The organism is Streptococcus sp. SV2 (genome assembly GCF_030440175.1).
Taxonomy (GTDB): Bacteria; Bacillota; Bacilli; order Lactobacillales; family Streptococcaceae; genus Streptococcus; species Streptococcus raffinosi.
This window is the reverse complement of the sequence record NZ_JAQFJQ010000002.1, coordinates 80,533-103,228: the sequence shown is the minus strand read 5'-3', so window position 1 is coordinate 103,228 and position 22,696 is coordinate 80,533. Positions and strand designations below refer to the sequence as shown.

The following is a 22,696-nucleotide window of genomic DNA, read 5'->3' as shown; positions in this document are numbered from 1 at the left end:
ACAAGTAGTAATCTTGTTTCCCAAGCCAATCGGCTTAACAACAATAGAAAAGAGATAAACATGGCAGAAAAAACATATGTAATGACCCTAGCAGAGAAAGAACAACTTGAAGCAGAATTGGAGGAGTATAAACTTGTCCGTCGTCCAGAGGTTGTAGAACGTATCAAGGTGGCCCGTTCTTACGGAGACCTTTCAGAAAACTCTGAGTATGAAGCAGCTAAAGATGAGCAAGCTTTTGTTGAAGGTCAAATTCAAATTCTTGAAACAAAAATTCGTTATGCAGAGATTGTTGACAGTGACGCTGTTGCGAACGATGAAGTTGCTATTGGTAAAACAGTAGTCGTTCAAGAAGTTGGCACAAGCGATAAGGATACCTATCATATTGTTGGTGCAGCTGGTGCCGACATCTTCTCAGGTAAGATTTCAAATGAAAGTCCAATTGCTCAAGCCTTGATTGGTAAGAAAGTTGGAGATAAGGTAGCTATCGAGTCACCAGCGGGTAGTTATTCTGTTGAGATTCTTAGCGTTGAAAAAACAGCCTAAGCTAACGTGGCTCTTCCTAGGAAGGGCTTTTTGTTTGCTGTTAATATAGATGTAATCTAAAGAATGGCTAATAAGGTATGCCTCAAAATAGCATAAGAAAAACTCTCTCGGAATTGCCAAGAGAGTTGATGCATTATTTTCGATTTTGCTTACCGGCGTTACGGTTTTTCTTTGGTTTATTAGCAATAGCTTGAGTATTTTTAGGTGTCACATCTTTGCGAGTGCCTGGTGTTTTACGAGGTGCTTTTGGAGGATTCTTTGCAAACTCTTCAGCAACCTTTTCTTGCAAGCGAGGCTTAATAATATAGTTGGTAATCAATTGTTGGATAATAGAGAAGATACCACCGACAAACCAGTAGAGGATTACAGCTGCAGGAGAGCTGATACCAAAGACAATCATCATGATTGGCATACTGTACATGGTTACTGCCATTTGCTTACGTTGTTCCTCAGGAACTTGTTGAATAGACAACCAAGATTGGAAGTAGTAAAGGGCAGCAATAATGATGATCAATGGGAAGTCACGGCTATTAAGATTAAACCAGAGGAAGTGATCATGTAGTACACCAGGAGTGTAACGAGCAGCATAGTAGAGAGCTGAGAAAAATGGAAGTTGAATCAATAAAGGCAGACAACCAACGCCCCCCATCAAGCTGACACCATTTTCACGTTGAGCCTGCATGAGTTCAGATTGGGCAGCCATCTTTTCTTCTTGAGTTTCAGCATTACGCAAACGTTCGTTGATTGGTTCCAAGATAGGTGCAAGGTATTCACGTTTTGCGGCTTGGTAGGCTGCACCACGAGATTGATGAAGACCAAGTGGCAAGATAATCAAACGAACAATGATGGTTACGAAGACGATACCAAGTCCAAACCCAAGTCCTAGATTATTTGCAAAGTAGGTGATGATGTGGCTCATTGGGCGACCAAGAAGGTTCCAGACCCAACCAGTAGGATTACCAGATTTATCAAGGCTCACACATCCTGATAGGAAGAAAAGCATGCTGGTAGCAAGCCCCATGAGGGCTAGTCGTTTTTGATTTTTATTCACAATATCATTCCTTTTGTTTTTTAGTTATACCTGTCTATTTTACCCTTTTTTAGGAAAGAGAACAAGCTAAAAATGGTAGTCCCATCTTAATTGGCCATGCGAAAATCACTGTAATTAGAGAAGTTAGCCATGGTGACATCAACGTAGGTCACCTTAGACCATTTTGAAGGTCCCTTTCGAACTTCTTGAATAAATTTGGCCAATTTGGCAGGCTGGTCAGATTGTGCTAGAATTTCAACTGTCCCGTCATCGTTATTCCAGACCCGGCCGTAGATGTCACCGATTTCTAATGCCAAGGCATAAGTTGAGTAGCGAAAGCCAACGCCTTGCACCCTTCCTGAGACAATTAATCTTACTTTTTGCATGGTCTATGACCTCCTATTTGAAAGCTCTTTCTTTTAGTATAATCCTTGCTATAAAGTCGGTCAAGCCCAAGATTTATCAAGGAATTTTTGCTATAATGAGGGTATGGAAATCATTCAATCAAAGCAAAATGCTAGTATTAAGACTGCTAGAAAATTATTGCAAGGCAAGCATCGTAAAACTAGCTATCTTTTAGAAGGATGGCATCTTTTTGAGGAGGCCAAAGCAAGTGGTGCTGAGATTCTTCAAGTTTTCGTGCTTGAGGAGATGGCAGATCGTGTGGTAGATGTATCTAAGGTCAAGTTAGTCAGCCCCGAGGTACTTAAGGAGCTCTGTGAAACTCAGACGCCTCAGGGAATCGTGGCAGAAGTTGCTAAAGAATCTCAGAGTCTGCCAGAGTCTCTTTCAGGTAAGTATCTTCTCTTGGAGGATGTGCAGGATCCTGGAAATGTTGGAACAATGATTCGTACAGCAGATGCAGCGGGTTATGACGGAGTTTTTTTGTCGGACAAATCGGCTGATATTTATAATCAGAAGACTCTACGTTCCATGCAGGGAAGTCATTTTCACCTACCAATCTATCGCGGACCAATTTTTGAGATGATTGAGACTTGCCAAAAACAAGGTTTTCCCATCCTGGCAACGACACTTTCAACTGTTTCCGTTGACTATAGAGCAGTTAAGACAGATGGCAATTTTGCCCTAGTGATGGGAAATGAGGGCCAGGGAATTAGTCAGGATATGGCTGAGTCTGCGAATCAACTTGTACATATTAATATGCCAGGTCAAGCAGAAAGCTTAAATGTTGCTGTGGCAGCAGGAATCCTCATGTTTAGTCTCTAGGTCTCAGGGATGATTTTAGACGAAAAAGGCGCACCTTTTAAAGTAAATTTAAGCTCTAGTGGTATAATGAAGAAGCATTAGAAACGTTAATGAGGTATTATTATGAAACGACCAGAAGACGATAAAGAATTCATGGAAGTTGTGGGACATTTGATCTCACACCCACGTTTTCAAAAATTGGATGGAATTGTACAGCATCACCATTCGACACGTTTGAAACACTCGGTCAATGTTAGTTATACCAGCTACAAGATTGCTAAAAAATTTGGCTGGGATGCTAAGAGTACTGCTCGTGGTGGTCTTTTACATGACTTTTTCTATTATGATTGGCGGGTGACCAAATTTAATAAGAGTCATGCTTGGGTGCATCCACGTATTGCTGTGCGTAACGCTAGGAAGCTTGTTAATCTAAACAAAAAAGAAGAGGACATTATCCTCAAGCATATGTGGGGAGCAACGATTGCCCCACCAAAATATAAGGAATCTTATATTGTTACCATGGTAGATAAGTATTGGGCGGTTAAGGAAGCGGCGACACCCTTACGAAACCGAATTAAAAATCGTAAGCATTTTCGTCGTAAGGCGCTACAAAGTCACCACCATTAATTTATTATTTTAAGGAGATATTTATGGAATCCAATGCAATTTATACAACTAGTGATGCGGGATTAAACCGCTTTTTCGGAAAAATTTATGGCCTTGTTGGTATGGGAGTAGGTCTATCAGCAGTCATTTCTTATTTAATGTTGGGCCCCTTCTCACATCTTTTTGTTAATATTCTCATGAACTATTCTTGGGTTTATATGGCAGCCATTTTTGTTGAGTTAGCTCTGGTTTTTTTGGCTAGTGGTGCTGCACGAAAGAATACACCTGCGGCCCTGCCGTTATTCTTAGTTTATTCAGCTTTGAATGGTTTTACATTAAGTTTTATCATTGTCCAATACACGCAGGCTACTGTTTTTCAAGCCTTCATTAGTACTGCGATTGTCTTCTTTACCATGTCACTTATTGGTATTTCTGTAAAACGTGATTTGTCAGGAATGGCTAAATTCCTTATGGCAGCCTTGATTGGGATTATTGTTGCCAGCTTGGTAAACATTTTTTTAGCAAGTGGTACAATGAGCTTCATCATTAGTATTATATCGGTCCTCATTTTTTCTGGATTAATTGCTTATGATAACCAAATGATTAAAAAGGTTTATTACGCTATGAATGGTCAGGTCTCAGATGGCTGGGCGGTTTCAATGGCGTTGAGTCTCTACTTAGATTTTATTAACCTATTCTTAAATATCTTACGACTCTTTGCAAGTCGTGACTAGTTAAAAAAATCAGCCAAACGGCTGATTTTTTTGATGATTAACGATAACTTGTAAGTGTTCCTTGTTGCCCTGTGTATGCATAGAAGAGAGGGTAGTGTTCCCAATTTCCTACATAGTTTTCTTTATCTGGGAAGGTCCATTTATCATCTTTTTTGGTTAGTTCGACTGAATAACCATCAAATACATTAGTTCCTTCAGTTTTTGGCGTTGATGGATTGACTTCTTTGATTGAATTAGGCAAGTAAGTTTCCATGTAGTATTGCTTGGTCAATTGGTCGACATTATCAGCGTTAGCTCCCTTACCTTGCAGATAGTTTTTAAGCTCATCTGTGAGATTTGGATGGCTAGTAACATAGGCATCGTCAGCTTCTTTCATACTAATGGTTGACAAATCAAGGTTAAATTCTGCCTTATCCTTAGTAACAATAATATTGTCAACAGTATAATGACCACGCTCACGGTTAGCAGTCTGAACCCAGTCGAAAACTTTTGGAACTTCATCTCCAGTTGGTTTGATATTGCCAGTTCCTTCATAACTGTATTGAAGGTGATCTGAGAAATATTGGCTGAGTTCGCCTTTAGACTTGTCTAAATCGTTAGAGACAAACTTGCTGTAGTCCTTACTCTTTCCGCCTAGAAGAACAGCACTGAAATATGCATCTACAGCCTTTTTAACATTAGTAGTTGCGTTACCGTCAAAGCCTTTTAGGTCGGTAGAAACAGTTTCGCCCTCGGTTTTTTCATCTTTAGATTCAAAGTATAGTTTATAGGTTTGGTTGTTTTTAACTTCGAAGAAGAGGGATGCAGACTTATAGTCGTCTGATTCAACTTTTCCAAAATCATCCGTAGCGTCCTTGACGTCCTTATTCTTCTTAAAGAGAGAAGGTAGGTCACTCTTGTCAAGCTTACTTGCTGTGACTTTTTTACCATCTTTATCTTTGAGGTAGAATTGTTTAGCAGATGTTTTCAAATCTTTTTCCATATCTTCAGAAGTATTCTCAAGTTTAAAAGATACTTCAATCAGACTTTGGTTATCCTTAAGTTTGAGGTTGCTTCCTGACATCTGAACGACATCATTAACAGATAACTTGGCATCGAGTTTTGGCTTGGCACATGCTGATAATGTCAAGATGGTTGCTAGAGCAAGTGCCCCAGAGTAAAGATATTTTTTCATAAATAATCTCCCATTTTTTTGTTTAAGTGATATGTCTATTGTAACATGAAAACCCCATCAAGATGATTAGAATTTTGGTTTTCAAACCTTTTCTTATGCTATAATAAGGTTACTTATGCAAAAAAATGGAGAATAAAATGACAAAAACACCTTTTATTACGGCAGATAAACTTGAACAGATTACTGCAGAATTTCCAACACCTTTTCATCTTTACGATGAAAAAGGCATTCGTGAGACAGCACGTGCTGTAAATGCAGCCTTTTCATGGAATCCAGGTTTTAAAGAATTCTTTGCTGTCAAGGCAACACCTAATCCAGCAATCCTCAGAATCTTGAAGGAAGAAGGCTGTGGAGTGGACTGTGCAACAGATACAGAGCTTGTCATGAGTAAGAAAATTGGGTTTGATAACACTGCGATTAGTTTTACTTCTAATGACACACGTGCTGAAGAATTTGTATATGCTCGTAACATTGATGCGACAATTAACCTTGATGCTTACGAAGATATTTTCTTTTTAGAAGAAGTTGCGGGACTTCCAGAGACCCTTTCTTTGCGTTTTAATCCAGGTGGTGTCTTTTCTCTTGGTACAGACATTATGGACCATCCTGAAGAATCTAAATTTGGGATGACTAAGGAACAACTCTTTAAGGGTTATGCCTACCTCAAAGAAAAAGGAGTTAAATCATTTGGCTTGCACGCCTTTTTAGCATCTAATACCGTCACTAATGAGTACTATCCAACCTTAGCTGCTCAGCTATTTGAATTGGCTGTAGAAATCAAGAACGAATTAGGTGTCAGTCTTGATTTTATTAACTTGTCTGGTGGTGTTGGAGTCGACTATACTCCGGCTAACAAACAAAATGATATTGCAGCTATTGGTGAGGGCGTCCACGCTAAATTTGATGAGATTTTGGTTCCAAATGGTCTAGGTCACATCAGTATTTATACTGAACTTGGTCGCTACATGACAGCGCCTCATGGTCTCGTAGTAACTAAAGTTCTTCACATTAAGGACACTTATCGTCGTTATGTAGGTGTCGATGCGTCTGCGGTTAACTTGCTCCGTCCAGCTATGTATGATGCCTACCACCACATCACTAATATGACCAATCCCAATGGCGAGATTCAAGTAGTTGATGTGACAGGTTCGCTTTGTGAAAATAATGATAAGTTTGCTAAGAACCGTGAATTGCCAGAAGCTCGTATTGGAGATACTTTGGTTATCCATGACACTGGTGCCCACGGCTTCTCAATGGGTTACAACTATAATGGTCGTCTTCGCTCTGCGGAAATCCTTTATCAAGAAGATGGAACAGCTCGCATGATTCGTCGTGCTGAGACCATGAATGATTACTTTGCGACACTTGACGGTTTTGATTTTGAAATCTAACAAAAATAAGCTAGGCCTATAAGGCTCTAGCTTATTTTACTTTAATGATAACAGCTTCAAGAATGATATCTGCTAACTCCTCAGGAGATTCGATACAGTCTTCCTTGAGCCAAAGTGTCAGAATGGTAACAATAGTGCTAACGTAAACTTCCAATGAATACTTGGCTGGGATATGATAGCTTTGTTCCATAAGCTCTGTGACGTTTTCAATATCAGAGTTAAGGATAGTCTCGATAATGAATTCACGGATCATTCCATTGATGTTGGGAATATGCGTCATTAGTGTGAGACATAGTTTGCGATTGTCCTTAAGATAATGTAGCATCTCAGTGACAACACCTTCTTGGTAAGTCATGTCTTCTTGCAAAATGCTTGAGACGTTATCTAAAATTTTTGAGAAGGTGGTCTCAACCAAATCCTCTTTATTTGAATAGTAGTAGTAGAAGGTTGGTCTGCTAAGATTAGCCTTCTTGATGATGTCTGTGATGCTGATTTGTTCTAGTGAACTCTCTTCTAAGAGTTCAATAAATGCGTTGACAATTTTTCGTTCGGAAATAGTTGCTTCCTTTAGCATAAATAAACCCCTTTATATAAACATAATAATAATTCCACAACCTATATAATAACCTATTTTTTTTCTAGAAATCTTACAAGTCCTTTACAGTTGTAAGTAAAATAAACTGAAACTCTCATTTTACTAGTATTTTAGTCAAAAAATTTTTTGGTGGTTTAGAAACCATCGTCTTATTTGTCAGTAAGTGGCATTTTTGCTATAATAGGAAATAATTAACGTTATAGGAGAATAGAATTTATGAACACCGTCCTTTGGATTATTCTTGTTTTTGTAGCCCTCTTGGCTGGCTTCTACGGAGGCGCCTATTTTGCCCGCAAACAAATGGAGAAAGAGTTAGCTGAAAATCCTCGTTTGAATGTGGACGCTGTTCGTACCATGATGTCTGCAGCAGGACAAAAACCTAATGAGGCAAGGGTACGTCAAACATATAACCAAATTATCAAGCAACAAAAACAAGCACTTGCGAATAGCAAGAAAAAGAAAAAATAATGGTGGGGAGCTGGGACGTGAATCTCAGCTTTTTACATGTAACGTAAGGGGATAAGGAGGCAAGATGGATAATCGACCTATAGGATTTTTGGATTCTGGCGTCGGAGGCCTGACGGTGGTACGTGAGCTTAAACGTCAGTTGCCTCATGAGTCTGTCGTCTATATTGGCGACTCTGCTAGAGCCCCGTATGGTCCAAGACCAGCGGAACAAATCAGAGAGTATACCTGGCAGTTGGTTAGGTTCCTTCTGACTAAAAATGTCAAGATGATTGTTATTGCCTGTAATACAGCAACGGCAGTGGTTTGGGAAGAAATCAAAGAAGCCTTGGATATACCAGTGTTGGGTGTGGTTCTGCCAGGGTCTAGTGCAGCTATTAAGTCTAGTCAGTCTGGCAAAATTGGTGTGATTGGCACCCCTATGACGATTGCCTCTAACATCTATGAACAAAAAATCAAACGTTTGGCACCACAGATGGCTGTTTTGAGTTTGCCTTGTCCTCGCTTTGCCCCCATTGTTGAATCCAATGAGATTAAATCAAGTGTGGCTAAAAAGATTGTCTACGAAAGCATGGCGCCCTTAGTCGGTAAGGTAGATACCTTGGTCTTGGGTTGTACCCATTACCCACTATTACGCCCTATTATCCAAAATGTCATGGGACCAAGTGTCAAGTTAATTGATAGCGGTGCTGAGACTGTTCGTGATGTATCCGTTTTGCTCAATTATTTTGAGATTAATCGTAGTCGTGAAGTTGAAGATAAGACAGAAGAATATTACACCACAGCCAGTGTGCGAGGTTTTAAAGAAATTGCGGATCAATGGCTAGGTGAAGCCGTTACTGTTCAGCACGTAGATCTGGACAAGGAGTTAGAAAATGACTAAATCAATTTTTGAATATAAAGATGAGCAAGACTGGTACTTGGCTAGTTTTGGCAGTTACAATCAGTTGACCTGTTTTGGTGGCGATGAGGCTTATGAACAGTATGTTGATTTTTTCCAGGGATTGACAAATGCACTTGCTGTTAGTGGCTTCCAGTTGCATATTGTTAAGCACTCATCAGATCTTCGCTTGGTGTCTTTTATCTTAGACAGTTTGAAGGAGAATACTGGTCGCGATTTGGCTGTTACGCAACATCAAGGTGTCTTACTCGTCAGTGAAGGTGAAAAACTTGTCTATGTCCATGTGCCTAAAGAAGGAGTCGCTATGGAAGATTTCCTTGGTTCTAAGAGTCAGTCCACATTTGGCGACGTTTTGTTGATTGCAACACGTAATGAAGGAAAAACTAAGGAGTTTCGTAAACTTTTTGGAAAACTCGGTATTACGGTAGAAAATCTTAATGATTATCCAGACTTACCTGAAGTTGCTGAAACAGGCACAACCTTTGAGGAAAACGCTCGTTTGAAGGCAGAAACGATTTCTGAGTTAACTGGTAAAATGGTGCTTTCAGATGATTCAGGATTGAAGGTTGATATTCTTGGGGGCTTGCCTGGAGTTTGGTCTGCTCGATTTGCAGGTCCTGATGCGACCGATGCTGAGAATAATGCTAAGTTATTACATGAGCTCGCCATGGTGCTTGATGATGATAAACGCTCAGCTCAGTTCCATACAACCTTAGTGGTTGCAGCCCCTGGACGTGATAGTCTAGTCGTTGAGGCAGACTGGGAGGGCTACATTGGTCGAGAACCCAAAGGTGACAATGGCTTCGGTTATGACCCTCTCTTTTTAGTAGGTAAGACAGGTAAGACGGCAGCAGAGCTTTCGTCAGAAGAAAAAAATGAACAGTCGCATCGTGGTCAGGCTGTTAAGAAACTTATGGAGGTTTTTCCAGCATGGCAGAACAATCAATAATTGTAATGAGCGACTCTCATGGAGATCGTGATATTGTAGAAGATATTAAGAAGCGTTACCAAGGTAAAGTAGACGCTATTTTCCATAATGGGGATTCTGAGTTAGAATCAAGTGACCCGGTTTGGGACGGTATTTATGTGGTTCGTGGGAACTGTGATTATGACTCAGGTTATCCAGAACGCTTGGTGGTTAAACTTGGTGATGTGATTATTGCTCAAACGCATGGTCATCTTTACGGTATCAATTTCACCTGGGATAAGTTAGATCTTTGGGCACAACAAGAGGACGCTGATATTTGTCTTTATGGGCATTTGCATGCAGCAACAGCTTGGCGAAACGGTAAAACAGTATTTATCAATCCAGGATCTGTTTCGCAGCCACGAGGGCCTATCAATGTTAAGCTTTATGCTAAGGTGCTTATAGACAATGCTAAGATTCGTGTGGAGTATTACACACGTGATCATGAGCTTTATCCAGAACTGACACAGGAATTTGAACGATGATTGCTAAAGAATTTGAAGATTTTTTATTGGCTCATTTGGATAATTATTTGATTCCGTTAGATCAGCTTGCCATTTTTATTGATAGCCATAAGGCTAATCATGTGGTTTTACTTTTGACAAGTAACGGGTATTCTCGTGTTCCAGTTTTGACCAAAGATAAACACTATCTTGGAACGATTTCTTTGACAGATATAAAACGTTATCAAGAAGAACACAACTTGCAAGAGTGGGAAATGGTTAACTGTGATATTAGACCGATGACATCAGACGTTATGGAAACAGTGGAAGATAATGCTAGTCTGAATGAGGTCATGCATAAGTTGGTCAATAATCCTTTTCTTCCAGTCGTTGATAGCCAAGGCATTTTCAAAGGAATTATTACACGAAAATCGATTCTCAAGGCAGTCAATAGCCTTTTACATGACTTTACACATGACTATATCATCCTTCCAAAAACAACTGGCAACTCAGATCACTGAGTTTCTGAGTACCAAGACCGTCTCTGATAGTTCAAGGCAGGCCTATGCTTATGACCTTAAACAGTTTGCCAACTTAATCTCTGGACAAATTGATGCAACTAGCCTCAAGGTTTATGAAAACCAATTGAAGGATTGGAAACCGTCGGTACAAAAGCGTAAGCGGTCCGCAGTTAATCAATTTTTGCGATACCTCTATCAAAAGGGTGACTTATCTGAATTTTTAACACTTTCAGAAATAGCAAGGGTGTCTACTCAAGAAGAGAAGCTAGAGAGACTGGAGCTTTTAGCGCTTTATGAAGGGCAGGAGGGACCCGGTAAACTAGCTTGTCTGTTTATTCTAGAGTTAGGACTCCTACCTTCTGAATTTTTGGAGCTAGACTGGGCTGATATTGACTTGGCATTTGGTATTGTAACTGTGGCCAAGGGAAGCACTAAGCGTGTTCTCAGACTAGATGGCGCTTTGAAGCAATCCTTGTTGATGATTCAGAATGAGAATAGTCAGGGATTACTTCTGGGTAAGCCCTTCACTCGTCAATGGTTGTATAAGCAAATTCAGACTTATGTTACTGCGTGTGGATTACCTGGGGTCACCGCACAGATTTTGCGACAGCAGTTTATTCTTAGACAGATTGAAAAGGGAACGGGCGCCTTTGAACTGGCTCGTTTGCTAGGGCTAAAAAGTCCAGTGACCTTGGAGAAATACTACAAGACCTAATGGATATTAAGTTAAAAGATTTTGAGGGGCCACTGGATTTGTTGCTCCACCTGGTTTCTAAATATGAAGTAGACATTTACGATGTTCCCATTGTTGATGTCATTGAGCAATATTTGGCTTATCTGGCAACCTTGCAGGCAATGAAGCTCGAGGTTGCTGGTGAATATATGCTCATGGCCAGTCAACTCATGCTAATTAAGAGTCGCAAGCTTTTGCCGACAGTTGTAGAGTCTGAGCCCGAAGCGGATGATCCGGAGCTTGAGCTCTTGAGTCAATTGGAAGAGTATGCCCGCTTTAAGACGGCTAGTCAAGAGCTTGCCAAACAACATGAAGAGCGAGCCCAATATTTTTCAAAGCCAAAGGTTGAATTGGTTTATGAAGATGTGTCCCTTAATCAGGACAAGACTATTCAAGATATTTTCTTGGCTTTTTCAAAGATTATGGCGGAAAAGCAGGAGGAGATTCGTCGAAATCACACGACCATTGTGCGTGATGATTATAAGATTGAAGACATGATGTTGGTTATTGAGGAGGCCTTTAGTGCTAAAAATGAGTTGATTCTAGCAGATCTTTTCACAGATGCTAAGGATATGAACCAAGTGATTACCCTCTTTTTAGCAACCCTTGAATTGATTAAGGTACATCGCATTTCGGTACAGCAGGAAACCATTTTTGGAACAATCACACTAAGAAAGGAATGGACGAATGAGTAGCCACTTAGCACGATTAGAAGCCCTACTTTTTGTGGCTGGTGAAGATGGACTCAGTCTACGTACTATGGCACAGCTTTTGGAAATGCCAGTTACGGGACTTACTCAGTCCTTGGAAAAATTGCAGGCAAAGTATGAGGCAGATGAGGATTCAGCTCTTTGTTTATTGGAGTCCTCAAATACTTACAAGCTAGTGACTAAGGCAGGCTTTGCAAGTCTTCTTCGTGAGTACTCAAAAACGCCAATTAACCAAAGTCTCTCTCGAGCGAGCCTTGAAGTTCTTTCTATAATTGCTTATAAACAGCCTATTACTCGTGCTGAGGTTGATGCTATTCGGGGTGTTAATTCCAGTGGCGCCATTACTAAGCTTCAGGCTTTCGATTTGGTACGAGAAGCTGGTAAAAAAGATGCTGTTGGTCGCCCTAACCTTTATGCGACGACGGATTATTTTCTAGACTATATGGGAATTAACAGTTTGGATGAATTGGTGGCTATCGACCAACTAGAACTCGAGGATCAGGAAACCAGTCTCTTTAAGGAAGAAGATTTGGAAGAACATGTGGATTTCGATAATCAAGCTTGAGATTTGGTAAAGTTTGATTACCAAAAGCTAAAGGAACATAGCAGAGATGCTAGGTAGAAAGGATACAGCGCAAAAGCTGCAGAAAAAGAATGCGTATTAATAAATATATTGCCCACGCTGGTGTGGCTAGTCGTCGTAAGGCTGAGGAACTCATAAAAGAAGGTCGTGTGACCCTAAATGGCAAGACAGTTACGGAATTGGCAACAATTGTCAAAAACGGTGATACTGTTGAAGTCAATGGCAGTCCTATTTACAATGAGGAAAAAGTTTACTATCTTCTGAACAAACCACGTGGGGTCATCTCTTCAGTATCTGATGAAAAGGATCGTAAGACGGTTATTGATCTTATGCCTCATGTTAAGGAACGTATTTATCCAGTCGGTCGCCTTGACTGGGATACGACGGGCCTTCTTATCTTGACTAATGATGGTGACTTTACTGATAAAATGATTCACCCACGTAATGAGATTGACAAGGTTTATTTGGCGCGTGTGAAAGGCATTGCGACCAAGGAAAATCTTCGTCCTTTAACTCGTGGTGTGGTGATTGACGGTAAGAAAACCAAGCCAGCACGTTACAATATTGTTAAGGTTGATCATGAAAAGAACCGTTCAGTTGTTGAATTAACCATTCATGAAGGCCGTAACCACCAGGTTAAGAAAATGTTTGAGTCAGTGGGCTTGCTTGTTGATAAGTTGTCACGTACCCGTTTTGGGACTCTTGATTTGACAGGCCTTCGTCCAGGTGAATCACGTTGTCTCAATAAAAAAGAAATCAGTCAGCTTCATAACGCTGCTGTTAACAAGGTTAAATGATAAAGAGGTTTCTGATTGTTCTGGTTATGGCCTATCAGAGATGGATTTCTCCCCTCTTTCCACCGTCTTGTCGCTTTCGTCCAACCTGTTCGGTTTACATGATTCAAGCCATTGAAAAACATGGTTTAAAAGGTGTTCTTATGGGTATTGCTCGTATCTTACGATGTCACCCTTTTTCAGAAACTGGAGAGGATCCGGTTCCAGATTATTTTAGCCTAAAACGTCATAAAACTCCTTTGGATAAGTAATCCAAAGGAGTTCTTTTATGCTTAAATTTTTGACCAAGTTTTTGGTAGGAATAGGAGCAATACAGGATAAATTTCCAAGCGTCCAGCAATCATAGCAAATCCCATGATAAGCTTAGACAAAGGACTAAAAATAGCGAAGCTATCACTGGTTCCTAGTAATGGTCCAATGTTGTTGAAGGTTGAAGCAGCAGCGCTTGTCACGACTAAAAGATTTTGATTATCCAATGACAGAATGGCTACTAGACCTAGCATAATAAATACATATACAGCTAAGTATTTAAGGACACTATGTTGTGTTTCTTTATCAAGAACGCTTCCATTAATGTGAAGGGAAAGGATTCTGTTAGGATAAAGACTTGCAAGGGTTTGATTACGAGCAATTTTAGCAATAATCATTGCACGGATAACCTTGAAACCACCAGCCGTAGAACCTGCTGATCCCCCAATAAACATCAAGGTGAGCAGGAGATACTGAGAAAATAGAGGCCAATTGGTAATATCTGTTAGACCAAAACCAGTGGTTGTGATGATGGTTGACACTTCAAAGAATGAGTATTTAAACGAATCAGCCAAATTGTGGTAGATACCAAAAATATTGAGGACGATTAAACCTGTTGAGATTGCAACAATTGCAAAATAAGTACGTAATTCTTCATCTTGGAAGAAGAATTTGACTTTGCGCAGCAAAATATAGAAATAAAGGTTGAAGTTAACCCCAAAAAGAAGGGTACCAACTGTAACCACATAGGTAATCAAGTCGCTATGATAGTGAGCGATAGAGTCATTGTAGACTGCAAAACCACCGGTACCAGCACCTCCCATAGCAATGATAATACTATCAAAGAGTGGCATACCACAAATCCATAGAATCATAGCAAAAATCACAAACATGACCAGATAGATGATGTACAGAATCTGAGCTGTATTTTTCAGCTTGGCAACAACCTTACCAAAGACTGGGCCAGGGACCTCTGCACGCATAACCTCATGGTGACCATTTTTACTGTTGTTCATGATAGCTAATGCAAAAACCAATACCCCCATCCCTCCAATTAAGTGGGCGAAGCTTCGCCAGAAGAGAAGAGAGTGTGTCAGGACCCCAGTGTCAGTGAGAATTGTAGCTCCTGTGGTTGTGAAACCCGAGCTCATTTCGAAGAAAGCATCAATAACACTTGGGATTTGCCCAGCGAAAACAAATGGTAAGCCTCCAAAGAAGGACCAAAGTACCCAACAGAGGGCTACAATGAGCATTCCTTCTTTTGTGTAAATATGGTAATTTTTTGGTTTAAAGAGAGAGCCAATACCACCAAGGAGGAGAAGTATCCCCATCGTCCCCAAAATACTAGCAAATACCTTAGCATCCTCATGGTAAATAAGGGCAACGATAAGTGGTACAACTAAGAGACCAGCTTCAATAAGCAGAAGTTTTGAAATAAGAAAACGGACAATAGATCTATTCATGGCAGCTTACCTCTTTAACAAGTCGTAAATGTGAGTCACGTTTTGCAAGAGGGTAACGACCACGATTTTATCACCATAAGCCAGTCTATCCTCACCAGTAGGGAAAATCGCTTTTCCATTACGGATGATAGCGGCGATAAGAACACCGTTAGCGAAATCAATGTCAGAAAGCTTCATACCGGCAATTTGGTTATTTTCCTTGATTTGAAATTGCAAGGTTTCGATGCGACCATTTGCCACATGGTGAAGAGCATCAAGACTAGAATCTTTGGCATTATAGCGTCCACGGACAAAGTGCATGACAGTATCAACGGCAATACTCTTAGGTGTGACAATTGTTGAAGTCTCACGTGTATCGATAATCTCTAAAAGACTGGTACGGTTAACCTTGGTAATGTTTTTATGAATACCAAGACTCTCAAGGAACATAGAGGTAATGATGTTTTCTTCGTCTACCCCAGTGAGCGTAGCTACCGCATCATAACTAGCAGCACTTTCCTCAAGAAGAAGGTCTTTGGCAGTACCATCTCCCAGAATGACAGAAACTTCTGGGAAGACCTGACTAAAAGTTTGTGCTCGATCCATTTTCTGCTCAATCAATTTGACCTTAATACGAGTGTTTTTCAAGATATTGAGCAAATAGTAGGAGATACGTCCAGCACCAATTAACATAAGATTTTTAATGCTTTTTGATTTGATGTAGCTGTGGAAAAGTGCCATGTCAACACGTTTCCCAGTTACATAGATCTTATCGCCAACTTGAATGGTGGCATTCCCATCTGGAATGATGAGTTCATTTTTACGATCAATCGTACAAACCAAAATGTTACTAAATTTCTTCCGGAATTGTTCAAGGCTCATGCCAGATAATTGACTGTTTTCGGTGACTTTAAAGGCCATAAGAATGACGCGCCCATTAGCAAAAGTCTCGACCGATAAAGCATTCGGAAATTCAACCGTATTGGCGATATACCGAGCTGCTAGCAGTTCGGGGTTAACTACCGCTGAGAATCCAAGGAAGTTTTTGTCTTTGAAATAAGCATTGGAATATTCTGGGTTACGAACACGAACGATGGTTTCTTTAGCCCCCATTTGTTTGGCCAGAACCGCTGAAATCATGTTTACTTCATCTTTGTCAGTCATTGCAATAAAAACATCACAATTATTGACCTCGGCTTGTTCTAAAATTTTGAAGTTGGCGCCATTACCGGCAAAGCCCATAATATCGTAGCGCTTGATGAGGCGTTTAAGGACATCTTCCTTCTGTTCAATTAAAATAACATCGTGCTTCTCTTCGACAAGAGAACGACAGAGTGCGGCACCGACTTTACCGGCACCTACGACAATAATACGCATGAGTTACCTCCAAATAATCACTTCTATGATACTCTATTTTGGCTGAAAAATCATCCTTTTCAGGCCTTTATAAGTGATTCCTATGAAAATTAGATGATAAGATCACAAATAATAATTTTTTTCTGTCAATAGTATTGACTTTTATAACAATAGTGCTAAAATAGTGTTTAAAGATTCGTTATTTTAAATCTAACCTGTCATGATTTAAGCTAATGAACGTCCACAACCATGTCGTCTGCTGAGCTTGACTCCGGGCGACATGGTATTTTTTATGTCTAGGAGAATTGCTATGTCACGTAATCACATTGTCTTGTTTGAGCCTCGTATCCCACAAAACACAGGGAATATTGCCCGTACCTGTGCAGCGACTAATAGCCCTCTTCATATTATTCGACCAATGGGTTTTCCAATTGATGACAAGAAAATGAAACGTGCAGGCTTAGACTACTGGGATAAACTCGATATTACCTATTACGATAATTTAGCTGATTTTATGGCTAAAAATCAGCAAGGACGTTTACATTTAGTTACGAAGTTTGCGGATAAAACTTATTCTGATGAGGCCTATGATGATGGCAAGGACCACTACTTTATGTTTGGACGTGAAGATACGGGTCTACCCGAGGAATTTATGCGTGAGCATGTTGAAAAAGCTATCCGTATTCCGATGAATGATGAACATGTCCGTAGTCTTAATGTATCAAATACGGTTTGCATGATTGTTTATGAGGCTCTTCGTCAGCAGCAGTTCGAGGGGTTGGAATTGAGTCACCGTTATCAGCATGACAAATTAAAATAAACAGCCTTATCTCCATACCAAGAGTATATAGTTAATGGTTATCAATAGATTAGAAATCCATAATTCCAAAACCTTGTCACCAAGGTTTTTTTATGTTACTCTTAAAAGGTCTTCAGGGCAGGGTGAAACTCCCGACCGGTGGTGATTCTATAATCTACTGTTAGGACCTAATTGAAAGAGATTCTCTAGATGGCTCGTCAGCTTTTGGAGGATTTTAGACATTAATGGTATTGATAGTAATCTTAGATAAGTCCGCGAGCGCAAGCTGATGAGGTGTGATTCCTCAACCGACAGTACAGTCTGGATGGAAGAAGACCAGTCTTTTTGCGTAGGCTTTTTTGGCATAGGCAAATCCATTGGGAACTTCTTTCAAATTGTTCAAATTTGGAGGAATTTTTTTATGACAAACACACGTAAATTGGCTTATATCGCCATTTTATCCGCAATTTCATTCTTGTTGCTTTATTTTTCATTTCCATTGATTCCGGCAGCAGATTTTTTGAAGGTTGATTTTTCAATCCTTCCTGTTCTGATTGCCTTAGTCATCTTTGATTTTAAGAGTGCTATTGGCGTTCTCTTGTTGCGTTCATTGCTGAAGCTTTTGCTAAACAATGGGGGTCCAGGTTCAATAATTGGACTTCCTATGAATTTTATTGCTTTAGGATTCTTTGTTTGGGGACTTAGCTATTTCTGGAAGAAAAACCAAACAAGTAAGAATTTTATTCTTGGTTCAGTTGTAGGAACACTAGCTCTTACACTTGCCATGGTTGTCCTCAACTACATTTATGCAGTACCACTCTATGCTAAATTTGCTAATTTCGATATTGGACAATTCATAGGACTTTATAAATACCTTTTTACTATGGTTGTACCTTTTAATTTGCTTCAAGGTTTGATTTTTGCAGTAGTCTTTGCTCTGATTTATGCTCCGCTTAAGTCAATTCTAGTAAAATTATAAATATGAAACACAAACAAATACATTATATTTATACTTCTTTTGCCCTCTTACTATTTGTTGCTCTCGGTTACATGGTCAAGTTCTACCCTGAAGCCTTGACAGGATTTGATAGCAGCATCCAGACCTGGGTTCGAGGAGATTTGCCAACAGGACTGACGCATTTTTTTAAGGCGGTTACGGTCCTTGGGAACACACCTGTTCAGGCCATTATTGCAATTGTAGCGGTAATTTGGCTTTATTTAAACCAGTACAAATCTGAAGCTATCTTTGTGGGAACCAGTGGCGTTCTCGCTAGTATCATGATTGTAAGTCTGAAATATATTTACCAACGCCCACGTCCATCAATTACGCATTTGGTCCATGCTGGTGGTTATTCTTTTCCTAGTGGCCACTCCCTGGGAACCTTCATGATTCTTGGTGCGATTGCTATTGTCCTTGCTCAGCGTCTGGCTAAAAAAGGAGCAAAAGTAGTCATTTATATTGTTACGGGGCTTCTAATTGCGCTCGTCGGACTTTCCCGTATTTACGTGGGGGTTCACTATCCTACAGATGTTTTGGCCGGTTTTACCTTGGCATTTGGTTTACTGAATGCTATTTACCCGACTTACGACCGTATTCGCTTTGAATGGCGGTTCCAAAGTAAACAGAAATAGCATCAAGAGGTTGGAACAGATGTTTCCAACCTTTGACTCATTATTAAGGCAACGATACAGGTCCGTATTTCTTAAAGATCATATGAATTATCGATACATTAAAAAATACTAACTATATGTCAATTACATTACAATTGTGATATAATAGCCTTAAGCTTTTGAATTGAATAAAGGAGATTTTATTGAGTATTAAGAACAGTATCGGATTAAGAATAAAAACTGAGCGTGAAAGTCAACAGATGTCACGTGAAGTACTCTGTTTAGATGGTAAGGAGTTGACCGTTCGCCAGTTAATTCGTATTGAAAAAGGAGAGTCTCTCCCTTCTTTGGATAAATTATCCTACATAGCAAAACGTCTGGGAAAAAGCATGGCTGACTTATTGGATCATGACAGGATTGAAATTCCTGATACTTACTATGAGATGAAAAATCGTTTAATAAAGTTCCCAACGTACGGAGATAAGGAGAGAGTTAAACAGAAGTTGGATCTTATTGAAGATGTGTATGATCAATTCTTTGATATTCTTCCAGAAGAGGAACTATTGACTCTAGATATTCTCGAAAATATATTGAGTTTTACCAGTTGGGAGGAGAGACCTAAAGTCGAAGAAATCTATGAAGATTTGTTTGAACAAGTCAAAAGAAAGAAGAAGTTTTCAACTAATGATTTGTTAGTTATTGATTATTATTTCTATCATCTTTATGGGAGAAAGCAGTATGATAAAAAGATTTTTGACAGAATAGCAGGTAGAGTATTAAAGCAAAACATTCCAACGGATGATGCTTATAATATTGCCTTATTTAATGATTTGATGGCTATAGCTGCTTTAAAGATTTCTCATGAGTCCTTCTCAGATTTCTTAACAGTAATAGATAAACTTTTAGCTGTCATAGAAAAATCACAGTTTCATAGTTACAAACCAGGTGTCTATATTTTAGAAGCTAAGTATGAGCTTATACATAATGGAAACAAGAAAAAAGCTGCTGAAAACTATGATAAGGCTATAATGTTTGCGTCGGTTTTAGAAGATTCCGTTTTGGAAGAAAAGACTCGAGCAGAGAAAGCGGCAGATGGTTTGTAAACAACTGCGTAGTGACATTTATGTCACTACTTTTTTTATAGTTAAACGTTTATCATATAGTTAATAAAAATATTAAGGAGTTTAATTTTGAAAAACTTAAGAAAATTTTTAGTATTACTTATTGCAGCAGCACCATTCTTCATTATTTATTATTAAATAGGAGTCACCATGTCAAAATATCCATATATTTCTCAGGTTGATCAGCGTGATTGTGGTGTAGCTGCCTTGGCCATGATTCTTAAAAACTATGGTTCATCTTATAGTTTGGCTTACTTGAGGGAGTTGGCTCAGACTTCTCGTGAAGGCACTTCTGCGCTTGGCTTGGTTGAAGCAGCCAAGCAGTTGGGTCTTGAAACGCAAGCTATTCGTGCGGATTTAGACTTGTTTAAACAAGAAAATCTATCTTATCCTTTTATTGCACATGTGGTTAAGGATGGTGGTCTTCAACATTATTATACGGTGTTTGGTCAAGCCAAGGGTCAGGTCGTTGTTGGTGATCCAGATCCTAGCAAGAAGGTCATTAAAATGTCACTTGAGGAGTTTGCTAAGGAATGGACAGGGGTTACTCTATTTTTTGAACCAGGAGAAACCTACATTAAATATAAGGAAGAGGTACCTGGTCTCCTTTCATTCCTACCAATTTTATTTCGTCGTAAGGGATTGATAGCAGTCATTGTCTTGCTGAGTTTTCTAGTGACTCTTGTTAATATTATTGGTTCTTATTATTTGCAATCTATTATTGACCGCTTGATTCCTCAAGAAGACTATGCTCTTCTGACCATGATTTCTCTAGGCTTGTGTATCGCTTATCTAGCTCAACAAGTTTTTACTTTCTTCAAAGATTATCTATTGCATCGATTGGGTAATTACTTGTCCATTGCGGTCATCCTTCCTTATATCAAGCATGTGCTTTCTTTGCCTATTAGTTTCTTTAGTTCACGTCGTACTGGGGAAATCACGTCACGTTTTGGAGACGCCAATACCATTATCGATGCCCTGGCTTCAACCATTTTATCGATTTTCTTAGATGTGACCATTGTGATGACTCTAGCCGTGGCTCTCATTTTACAAAACCCTTCGCTTTTTGCGATGACTTTAACTGTAGTACCTCTCTATGTTTTGATTATTCTAGCTTTCTATAAGCTTTTTGAGAAGGAAAATTATCAGTTGATGGAGGCAAACAGTCAAGTCAATACCTCCGTTATTGATGATTTGAGAGGCATTGAAACGCTAAAATCTTTAAGAGTTGAAGAGAGACGTTATCGAGAAATTGAGGTGAAATTCCATGACTACTTGAAGAAGTCCTTGTCTAAGGCCAAGTGGCAATTAACACAAGATGGTTTAAAGACTGGGGTTCAGCTAGTTTCCAATGTCTTTATCCTCTGGTATGGAGCGCAATTGGTCATGGAAGGACAGCTATCTGCTGGTCAGTTGATTACCTATAATATGTTGCTGAATTATTTTACAACTCCTTTAATTAATATTATCAATCTCCAATCCAAAATTCAGCAGGCCAAGGTAGCCAATAATCGTCTTCAAGAAGTTTATGTTGTGGATAAGGAAGAAAAGGGAAAACTCAAGGATTTGTCCTTTAAGCAATTAACTCTCAGAGGTGTTAGCCATCGTTTCAGTTATCAGCAAGAGACTCTTAGTGATGTTGATTTGACCATTAACAAGGGTGAGAAGATTGCTCTCATGGGGCAGAGTGGGTCTGGAAAAACAACTTTGGCTAAAATTTTGTCGGGTTATTATACAAGGTCTGCTGGACATGTTTGTCTGGATAAAAGTGCCATTAGCCATGCAGAGTTACGTCAATTGGTAACCTATGTCCCCCAGCAGACCTATGTGTTTACGGGAACCATTTTAGAAAATCTGCTATTAGGATTTGAAGGAGAAGTTGATGAGAGAAAACTTCTTAAAGTTTGCCAACAAGCTGATATCTTAGACGATATTCAAAAAATGCCACTAGGCTTTCAGACCCAAGTATCTGAAGATGGAGGCCTCTCTGGTGGTCAAAAACAGAGGTTAGCGATAGCAAGGGCTCTCTTGTCTAAACAACCTATCTTGATTTTTGATGAAGCGACAAGCGGTCTAGATAGTGATACAGAGAACAGGGTGTTGACTAATCTTGCTAAAATGAAACGAACAGTGATTTTCATTGCTCACCGAGCCAGTGTCCGTCAGCATGTTAGTCGCATAGTGACCATGACTAACGGACAGGTCGAAGGAGATAGTCCTATTTTCAATCCGTTTCAGTTTATTTAAAAAATTTCCTTACTTATATGAAAAAAACTTAAGAAGTCTAACATTTCACATCTTGCACCTATAAAGTTTCTATAGTATACTGTTAACATCATACTAAGAGGTGTAAACATGTTAGAGGCATATAAAAATTTTTGGTTAGGCTATCTCGATTTTTATGGTCGTACAAAACGATCAGACTATTGGTGGGTAGTCTTGATTAACGGCGTTATCGGTAGCTTGATTTTCCTACTGATGGACTTACTTGGGCAAACAAAAGCTGCTGGCTTTACATTGACGGCTTTCATTTTATTCATAGCAGCAACGGCACTTCCTACGATTGCAATTCAGATTCGTCGTCTACGTGATGCTGATTTTAATGTTGCTTGGATAGTTTTAAAGGCAACTCCTTTAACGGTAGCTCTCTGGGTAATGTACGCCTTCCCAACAAGAAATTCAAAATAACTCCAATGAAAAAAAGGGGTGAGACTAGGAAATC

27 protein-coding genes and 1 riboswitch are annotated in these 22,696 nt (G+C 39.5%); of the genes, 21 read left to right on the top strand and 6 right to left on the bottom strand.

Annotated features, from left to right (window positions below; genetic code table 11):
* Positions 1-60 precede the first annotated feature (60 nt).
* Complete coding sequence (gene greA / locus PCY14_RS01715; RefSeq protein ID WP_004183726.1) at positions 61-543, top strand: transcription elongation factor GreA; 483 nt, start codon at positions 61-63, stop codon at positions 541-543.
* Between the two features lie 133 nt (positions 544-676).
* Here greA and yidC read toward each other — a convergent pair whose 3' ends face one another.
* Positions 677-1,594: a membrane protein insertase YidC gene (yidC, locus tag PCY14_RS01710; protein ID WP_004183725.1), complete on the bottom strand. Its 918-nt coding sequence runs from the start codon at positions 1,592-1,594 to the stop codon at positions 677-679.
* Positions 1,595-1,680: 86 nt separating this feature from the next.
* On the bottom strand, positions 1,681-1,959 hold the full coding sequence (locus PCY14_RS01705; protein WP_004183724.1) for an acylphosphatase: 279 nt from the start codon (positions 1,957-1,959) through the stop codon (positions 1,681-1,683).
* A 103-nt stretch (positions 1,960-2,062) separates the two neighbouring features.
* Between PCY14_RS01705 and PCY14_RS01700 the strand changes: the two genes are divergently transcribed.
* The 3 genes from PCY14_RS01700 to PCY14_RS01690 all read left to right on the top strand — a co-directional run bounded on the left by PCY14_RS01700 (position 2,063) and on the right by PCY14_RS01690 (position 4,119).
* Positions 2,063-2,800: an RNA methyltransferase gene (locus PCY14_RS01700; RefSeq protein WP_060933533.1), complete on the top strand. Its 738-nt coding sequence runs from the start codon at positions 2,063-2,065 to the stop codon at positions 2,798-2,800.
* A 102-nt stretch (positions 2,801-2,902) separates the two neighbouring features.
* A complete protein-coding gene (locus tag PCY14_RS01695) occupies positions 2,903-3,406 on the top strand; it encodes an HD domain-containing protein (protein ID WP_004183722.1) in 504 nt (167 codons plus the stop codon).
* A 23-nt stretch (positions 3,407-3,429) separates the two neighbouring features.
* Complete coding sequence (locus PCY14_RS01690) at positions 3,430-4,119, top strand: Bax inhibitor-1/YccA family protein (protein WP_060933532.1); 690 nt, start codon at positions 3,430-3,432, stop codon at positions 4,117-4,119.
* A 37-nt stretch (positions 4,120-4,156) separates the two neighbouring features.
* On the opposite strand, the gene PCY14_RS01685 is transcribed toward PCY14_RS01690, so the two are convergent.
* Positions 4,157-5,293 carry a DUF5105 domain-containing protein gene (locus tag PCY14_RS01685; RefSeq protein ID WP_021144994.1) on the bottom strand — a complete coding sequence of 379 codons (1,137 nt, stop codon included), beginning with the start codon at positions 5,291-5,293 and terminating at the stop codon, positions 4,157-4,159.
* Positions 5,294-5,430: 137 nt separating this feature from the next.
* Here PCY14_RS01685 and PCY14_RS01680 point away from each other — a divergent pair, with 137 nt between their 5' ends.
* On the top strand, positions 5,431-6,684 hold the full coding sequence (locus PCY14_RS01680; RefSeq protein ID WP_004183718.1) for a diaminopimelate decarboxylase: 1,254 nt from the start codon (positions 5,431-5,433) through the stop codon (positions 6,682-6,684).
* A 31-nt stretch (positions 6,685-6,715) separates the two neighbouring features.
* Here PCY14_RS01680 and PCY14_RS01675 read toward each other — a convergent pair whose 3' ends face one another.
* Complete coding sequence (locus PCY14_RS01675) at positions 6,716-7,258, bottom strand: TetR/AcrR family transcriptional regulator (protein WP_021144995.1); 543 nt, start codon at positions 7,256-7,258, stop codon at positions 6,716-6,718.
* Positions 7,259-7,495: 237 nt separating this feature from the next.
* On the opposite strand from PCY14_RS01675, the gene PCY14_RS01670 reads away from it, so the two are divergent.
* The 10 genes from PCY14_RS01670 (at position 7,496) to yidD (ending at position 13,647) form a co-directional block, all read left to right on the top strand.
* A complete protein-coding gene (locus PCY14_RS01670; RefSeq protein ID WP_008535824.1) occupies positions 7,496-7,747 on the top strand; it encodes a YneF family protein in 252 nt (83 codons plus the stop codon).
* A 64-nt stretch (positions 7,748-7,811) separates the two neighbouring features.
* Entirely contained in the window at positions 7,812-8,627 is an 816-nt protein-coding gene (gene racE / locus PCY14_RS01665; RefSeq protein WP_008535826.1) for a glutamate racemase, read from the top strand.
* Positions 8,620-9,594 carry a nucleoside-triphosphate diphosphatase gene (locus PCY14_RS01660; protein WP_021144997.1) on the top strand — a complete coding sequence of 325 codons (975 nt, stop codon included), beginning with the start codon at positions 8,620-8,622 and terminating at the stop codon, positions 9,592-9,594. Before racE ends, PCY14_RS01660 begins: the two co-directional genes overlap by 8 nt.
* Entirely contained in the window at positions 9,576-10,097 is a 522-nt protein-coding gene (locus PCY14_RS01655; protein WP_004183713.1) for a metallophosphoesterase, read from the top strand. Before PCY14_RS01660 ends, PCY14_RS01655 begins: the two co-directional genes overlap by 19 nt.
* Positions 10,094-10,576 (top strand): cyclic-di-AMP-binding protein CbpB, encoded by a 483-nt coding sequence (gene cbpB / locus PCY14_RS01650; protein ID WP_021144998.1) that lies wholly within the window; start codon positions 10,094-10,096, stop codon positions 10,574-10,576. The genes PCY14_RS01655 and cbpB overlap by 4 nt, the downstream gene beginning before the upstream one ends.
* Complete coding sequence (gene xerD / locus PCY14_RS01645) at positions 10,530-11,291, top strand: site-specific tyrosine recombinase XerD (protein WP_021144999.1); 762 nt, start codon at positions 10,530-10,532, stop codon at positions 11,289-11,291. Before cbpB ends, xerD begins: the two co-directional genes overlap by 47 nt.
* Entirely contained in the window at positions 11,291-12,004 is a 714-nt protein-coding gene (locus tag PCY14_RS01640; protein WP_021151415.1) for a segregation/condensation protein A, read from the top strand. Before xerD ends, PCY14_RS01640 begins: the two co-directional genes overlap by 1 nt.
* Positions 11,997-12,584: an SMC-Scp complex subunit ScpB gene (gene scpB / locus PCY14_RS01635; RefSeq protein ID WP_021145001.1), complete on the top strand. Its 588-nt coding sequence runs from the start codon at positions 11,997-11,999 to the stop codon at positions 12,582-12,584. The genes PCY14_RS01640 and scpB overlap by 8 nt, the downstream gene beginning before the upstream one ends.
* 89 nt (positions 12,585-12,673) lie before the next feature.
* Positions 12,674-13,399, top strand: coding sequence for a pseudouridine synthase (locus PCY14_RS01630; protein ID WP_021145002.1), 726 nt, complete (start codon positions 12,674-12,676; stop codon positions 13,397-13,399).
* Positions 13,396-13,647 (top strand): membrane protein insertion efficiency factor YidD, encoded by a 252-nt coding sequence (yidD, locus tag PCY14_RS01625; RefSeq protein ID WP_042766886.1) that lies wholly within the window; start codon positions 13,396-13,398, stop codon positions 13,645-13,647. Before PCY14_RS01630 ends, yidD begins: the two co-directional genes overlap by 4 nt.
* A gap of 21 nt (positions 13,648-13,668) precedes the next feature.
* Here yidD and PCY14_RS01620 read toward each other — a convergent pair whose 3' ends face one another.
* Together PCY14_RS01620 and trkA are read right to left on the bottom strand one after the other, a co-directional pair.
* The gene (locus PCY14_RS01620) at positions 13,669-15,108 is read right to left on the bottom strand and encodes a TrkH family potassium uptake protein (RefSeq protein ID WP_021145004.1); all 1,440 of its coding nucleotides are present in this window, start codon (positions 15,106-15,108) and stop codon (positions 13,669-13,671) included.
* Between the two features lie 6 nt (positions 15,109-15,114).
* Positions 15,115-16,464: a Trk system potassium transporter TrkA gene (gene trkA, locus PCY14_RS01615; protein WP_021145005.1), complete on the bottom strand. Its 1,350-nt coding sequence runs from the start codon at positions 16,462-16,464 to the stop codon at positions 15,115-15,117.
* Between the two features lie 289 nt (positions 16,465-16,753).
* Here trkA and PCY14_RS01610 point away from each other — a divergent pair, with 289 nt between their 5' ends.
* The 6 genes from PCY14_RS01610 (at position 16,754) to PCY14_RS01585 (ending at position 22,662) form a co-directional block, all read left to right on the top strand.
* Positions 16,754-17,263: a tRNA (cytidine(34)-2'-O)-methyltransferase gene (locus PCY14_RS01610; RefSeq protein WP_021145006.1), complete on the top strand. Its 510-nt coding sequence runs from the start codon at positions 16,754-16,756 to the stop codon at positions 17,261-17,263.
* A gap of 104 nt (positions 17,264-17,367) precedes the next feature.
* A riboswitch (FMN riboswitch) is annotated at positions 17,368-17,583 on the top strand.
* Between the two features lie 80 nt (positions 17,584-17,663).
* Positions 17,664-18,221, top strand: coding sequence for an ECF transporter S component (locus tag PCY14_RS01605; RefSeq protein ID WP_021145007.1), 558 nt, complete (start codon positions 17,664-17,666; stop codon positions 18,219-18,221).
* 2 nt (positions 18,222-18,223) lie between these two features.
* Positions 18,224-18,874: a phosphatase PAP2 family protein gene (locus PCY14_RS01600; protein ID WP_042766889.1), complete on the top strand. Its 651-nt coding sequence runs from the start codon at positions 18,224-18,226 to the stop codon at positions 18,872-18,874.
* 182 nt (positions 18,875-19,056) lie between these two features.
* Positions 19,057-19,956, top strand: coding sequence for a helix-turn-helix domain-containing protein (locus PCY14_RS01595; RefSeq protein WP_021145009.1), 900 nt, complete (start codon positions 19,057-19,059; stop codon positions 19,954-19,956).
* A gap of 168 nt (positions 19,957-20,124) precedes the next feature.
* On the top strand, positions 20,125-22,221 hold the full coding sequence (locus PCY14_RS01590) for a peptide cleavage/export ABC transporter (protein ID WP_301363087.1): 2,097 nt from the start codon (positions 20,125-20,127) through the stop codon (positions 22,219-22,221).
* 108 nt (positions 22,222-22,329) lie between these two features.
* Positions 22,330-22,662, top strand: a complete 333-nt coding sequence (locus PCY14_RS01585; RefSeq protein ID WP_008535848.1) for a DUF805 domain-containing protein — start codon at positions 22,330-22,332, stop codon at positions 22,660-22,662.
* The last annotated feature ends 34 nt before the right edge of the window (positions 22,663-22,696 follow it).

What these genes read in the sequence shown, in the direction of transcription:
- yidD (WP_042766886.1), top strand. Translation starts at nt 13,396, where the DNA reads ATGATAAAGAGGTTTCTGATTGTTCTGGTTATGGCCTATCAGAGATGG.
- PCY14_RS01620 (WP_021145004.1), bottom strand. Translation starts at nt 15,108, where the DNA reads ATGAATAGATCTATTGTCCGTTTTCTTATTTCAAAACTTCTGCTTATT.
- PCY14_RS01610 (WP_021145006.1), top strand. Translation starts at nt 16,754, where the DNA reads ATGTCACGTAATCACATTGTCTTGTTTGAGCCTCGTATCCCACAAAAC.
- scpB (WP_021145001.1), top strand. Translation starts at nt 11,997, where the DNA reads ATGAGTAGCCACTTAGCACGATTAGAAGCCCTACTTTTTGTGGCTGGT.
- PCY14_RS01700 (WP_060933533.1), top strand. Translation starts at nt 2,063, where the DNA reads ATGGAAATCATTCAATCAAAGCAAAATGCTAGTATTAAGACTGCTAGA.
- PCY14_RS01640 (WP_021151415.1), top strand. Translation starts at nt 11,291, where the DNA reads ATGGATATTAAGTTAAAAGATTTTGAGGGGCCACTGGATTTGTTGCTC.
- greA (WP_004183726.1), top strand. Translation starts at nt 61, where the DNA reads ATGGCAGAAAAAACATATGTAATGACCCTAGCAGAGAAAGAACAACTT.
- PCY14_RS01670 (WP_008535824.1), top strand. Translation starts at nt 7,496, where the DNA reads ATGAACACCGTCCTTTGGATTATTCTTGTTTTTGTAGCCCTCTTGGCT.
- PCY14_RS01675 (WP_021144995.1), bottom strand. Translation starts at nt 7,258, where the DNA reads ATGCTAAAGGAAGCAACTATTTCCGAACGAAAAATTGTCAACGCATTT.
- PCY14_RS01690 (WP_060933532.1), top strand. Translation starts at nt 3,430, where the DNA reads ATGGAATCCAATGCAATTTATACAACTAGTGATGCGGGATTAAACCGC.
- PCY14_RS01705 (WP_004183724.1), bottom strand. Translation starts at nt 1,959, where the DNA reads ATGCAAAAAGTAAGATTAATTGTCTCAGGAAGGGTGCAAGGCGTTGGC.
- trkA (WP_021145005.1), bottom strand. Translation starts at nt 16,464, where the DNA reads ATGCGTATTATTGTCGTAGGTGCCGGTAAAGTCGGTGCCGCACTCTGT.
- PCY14_RS01680 (WP_004183718.1), top strand. Translation starts at nt 5,431, where the DNA reads ATGACAAAAACACCTTTTATTACGGCAGATAAACTTGAACAGATTACT.
- PCY14_RS01585 (WP_008535848.1), top strand. Translation starts at nt 22,330, where the DNA reads ATGTTAGAGGCATATAAAAATTTTTGGTTAGGCTATCTCGATTTTTAT.
- PCY14_RS01695 (WP_004183722.1), top strand. Translation starts at nt 2,903, where the DNA reads ATGAAACGACCAGAAGACGATAAAGAATTCATGGAAGTTGTGGGACAT.
- PCY14_RS01630 (WP_021145002.1), top strand. Translation starts at nt 12,674, where the DNA reads ATGCGTATTAATAAATATATTGCCCACGCTGGTGTGGCTAGTCGTCGT.
- PCY14_RS01660 (WP_021144997.1), top strand. Translation starts at nt 8,620, where the DNA reads ATGACTAAATCAATTTTTGAATATAAAGATGAGCAAGACTGGTACTTG.
- racE (WP_008535826.1), top strand. Translation starts at nt 7,812, where the DNA reads ATGGATAATCGACCTATAGGATTTTTGGATTCTGGCGTCGGAGGCCTG.
- PCY14_RS01590 (WP_301363087.1), top strand. Translation starts at nt 20,125, where the DNA reads ATGTCAAAATATCCATATATTTCTCAGGTTGATCAGCGTGATTGTGGT.
- PCY14_RS01600 (WP_042766889.1), top strand. Translation starts at nt 18,224, where the DNA reads ATGAAACACAAACAAATACATTATATTTATACTTCTTTTGCCCTCTTA.
- PCY14_RS01605 (WP_021145007.1), top strand. Translation starts at nt 17,664, where the DNA reads ATGACAAACACACGTAAATTGGCTTATATCGCCATTTTATCCGCAATT.
- cbpB (WP_021144998.1), top strand. Translation starts at nt 10,094, where the DNA reads ATGATTGCTAAAGAATTTGAAGATTTTTTATTGGCTCATTTGGATAAT.
- PCY14_RS01655 (WP_004183713.1), top strand. Translation starts at nt 9,576, where the DNA reads ATGGCAGAACAATCAATAATTGTAATGAGCGACTCTCATGGAGATCGT.
- xerD (WP_021144999.1), top strand. Translation starts at nt 10,530, where the DNA reads ATGACTATATCATCCTTCCAAAAACAACTGGCAACTCAGATCACTGAG.
- PCY14_RS01685 (WP_021144994.1), bottom strand. Translation starts at nt 5,293, where the DNA reads ATGAAAAAATATCTTTACTCTGGGGCACTTGCTCTAGCAACCATCTTG.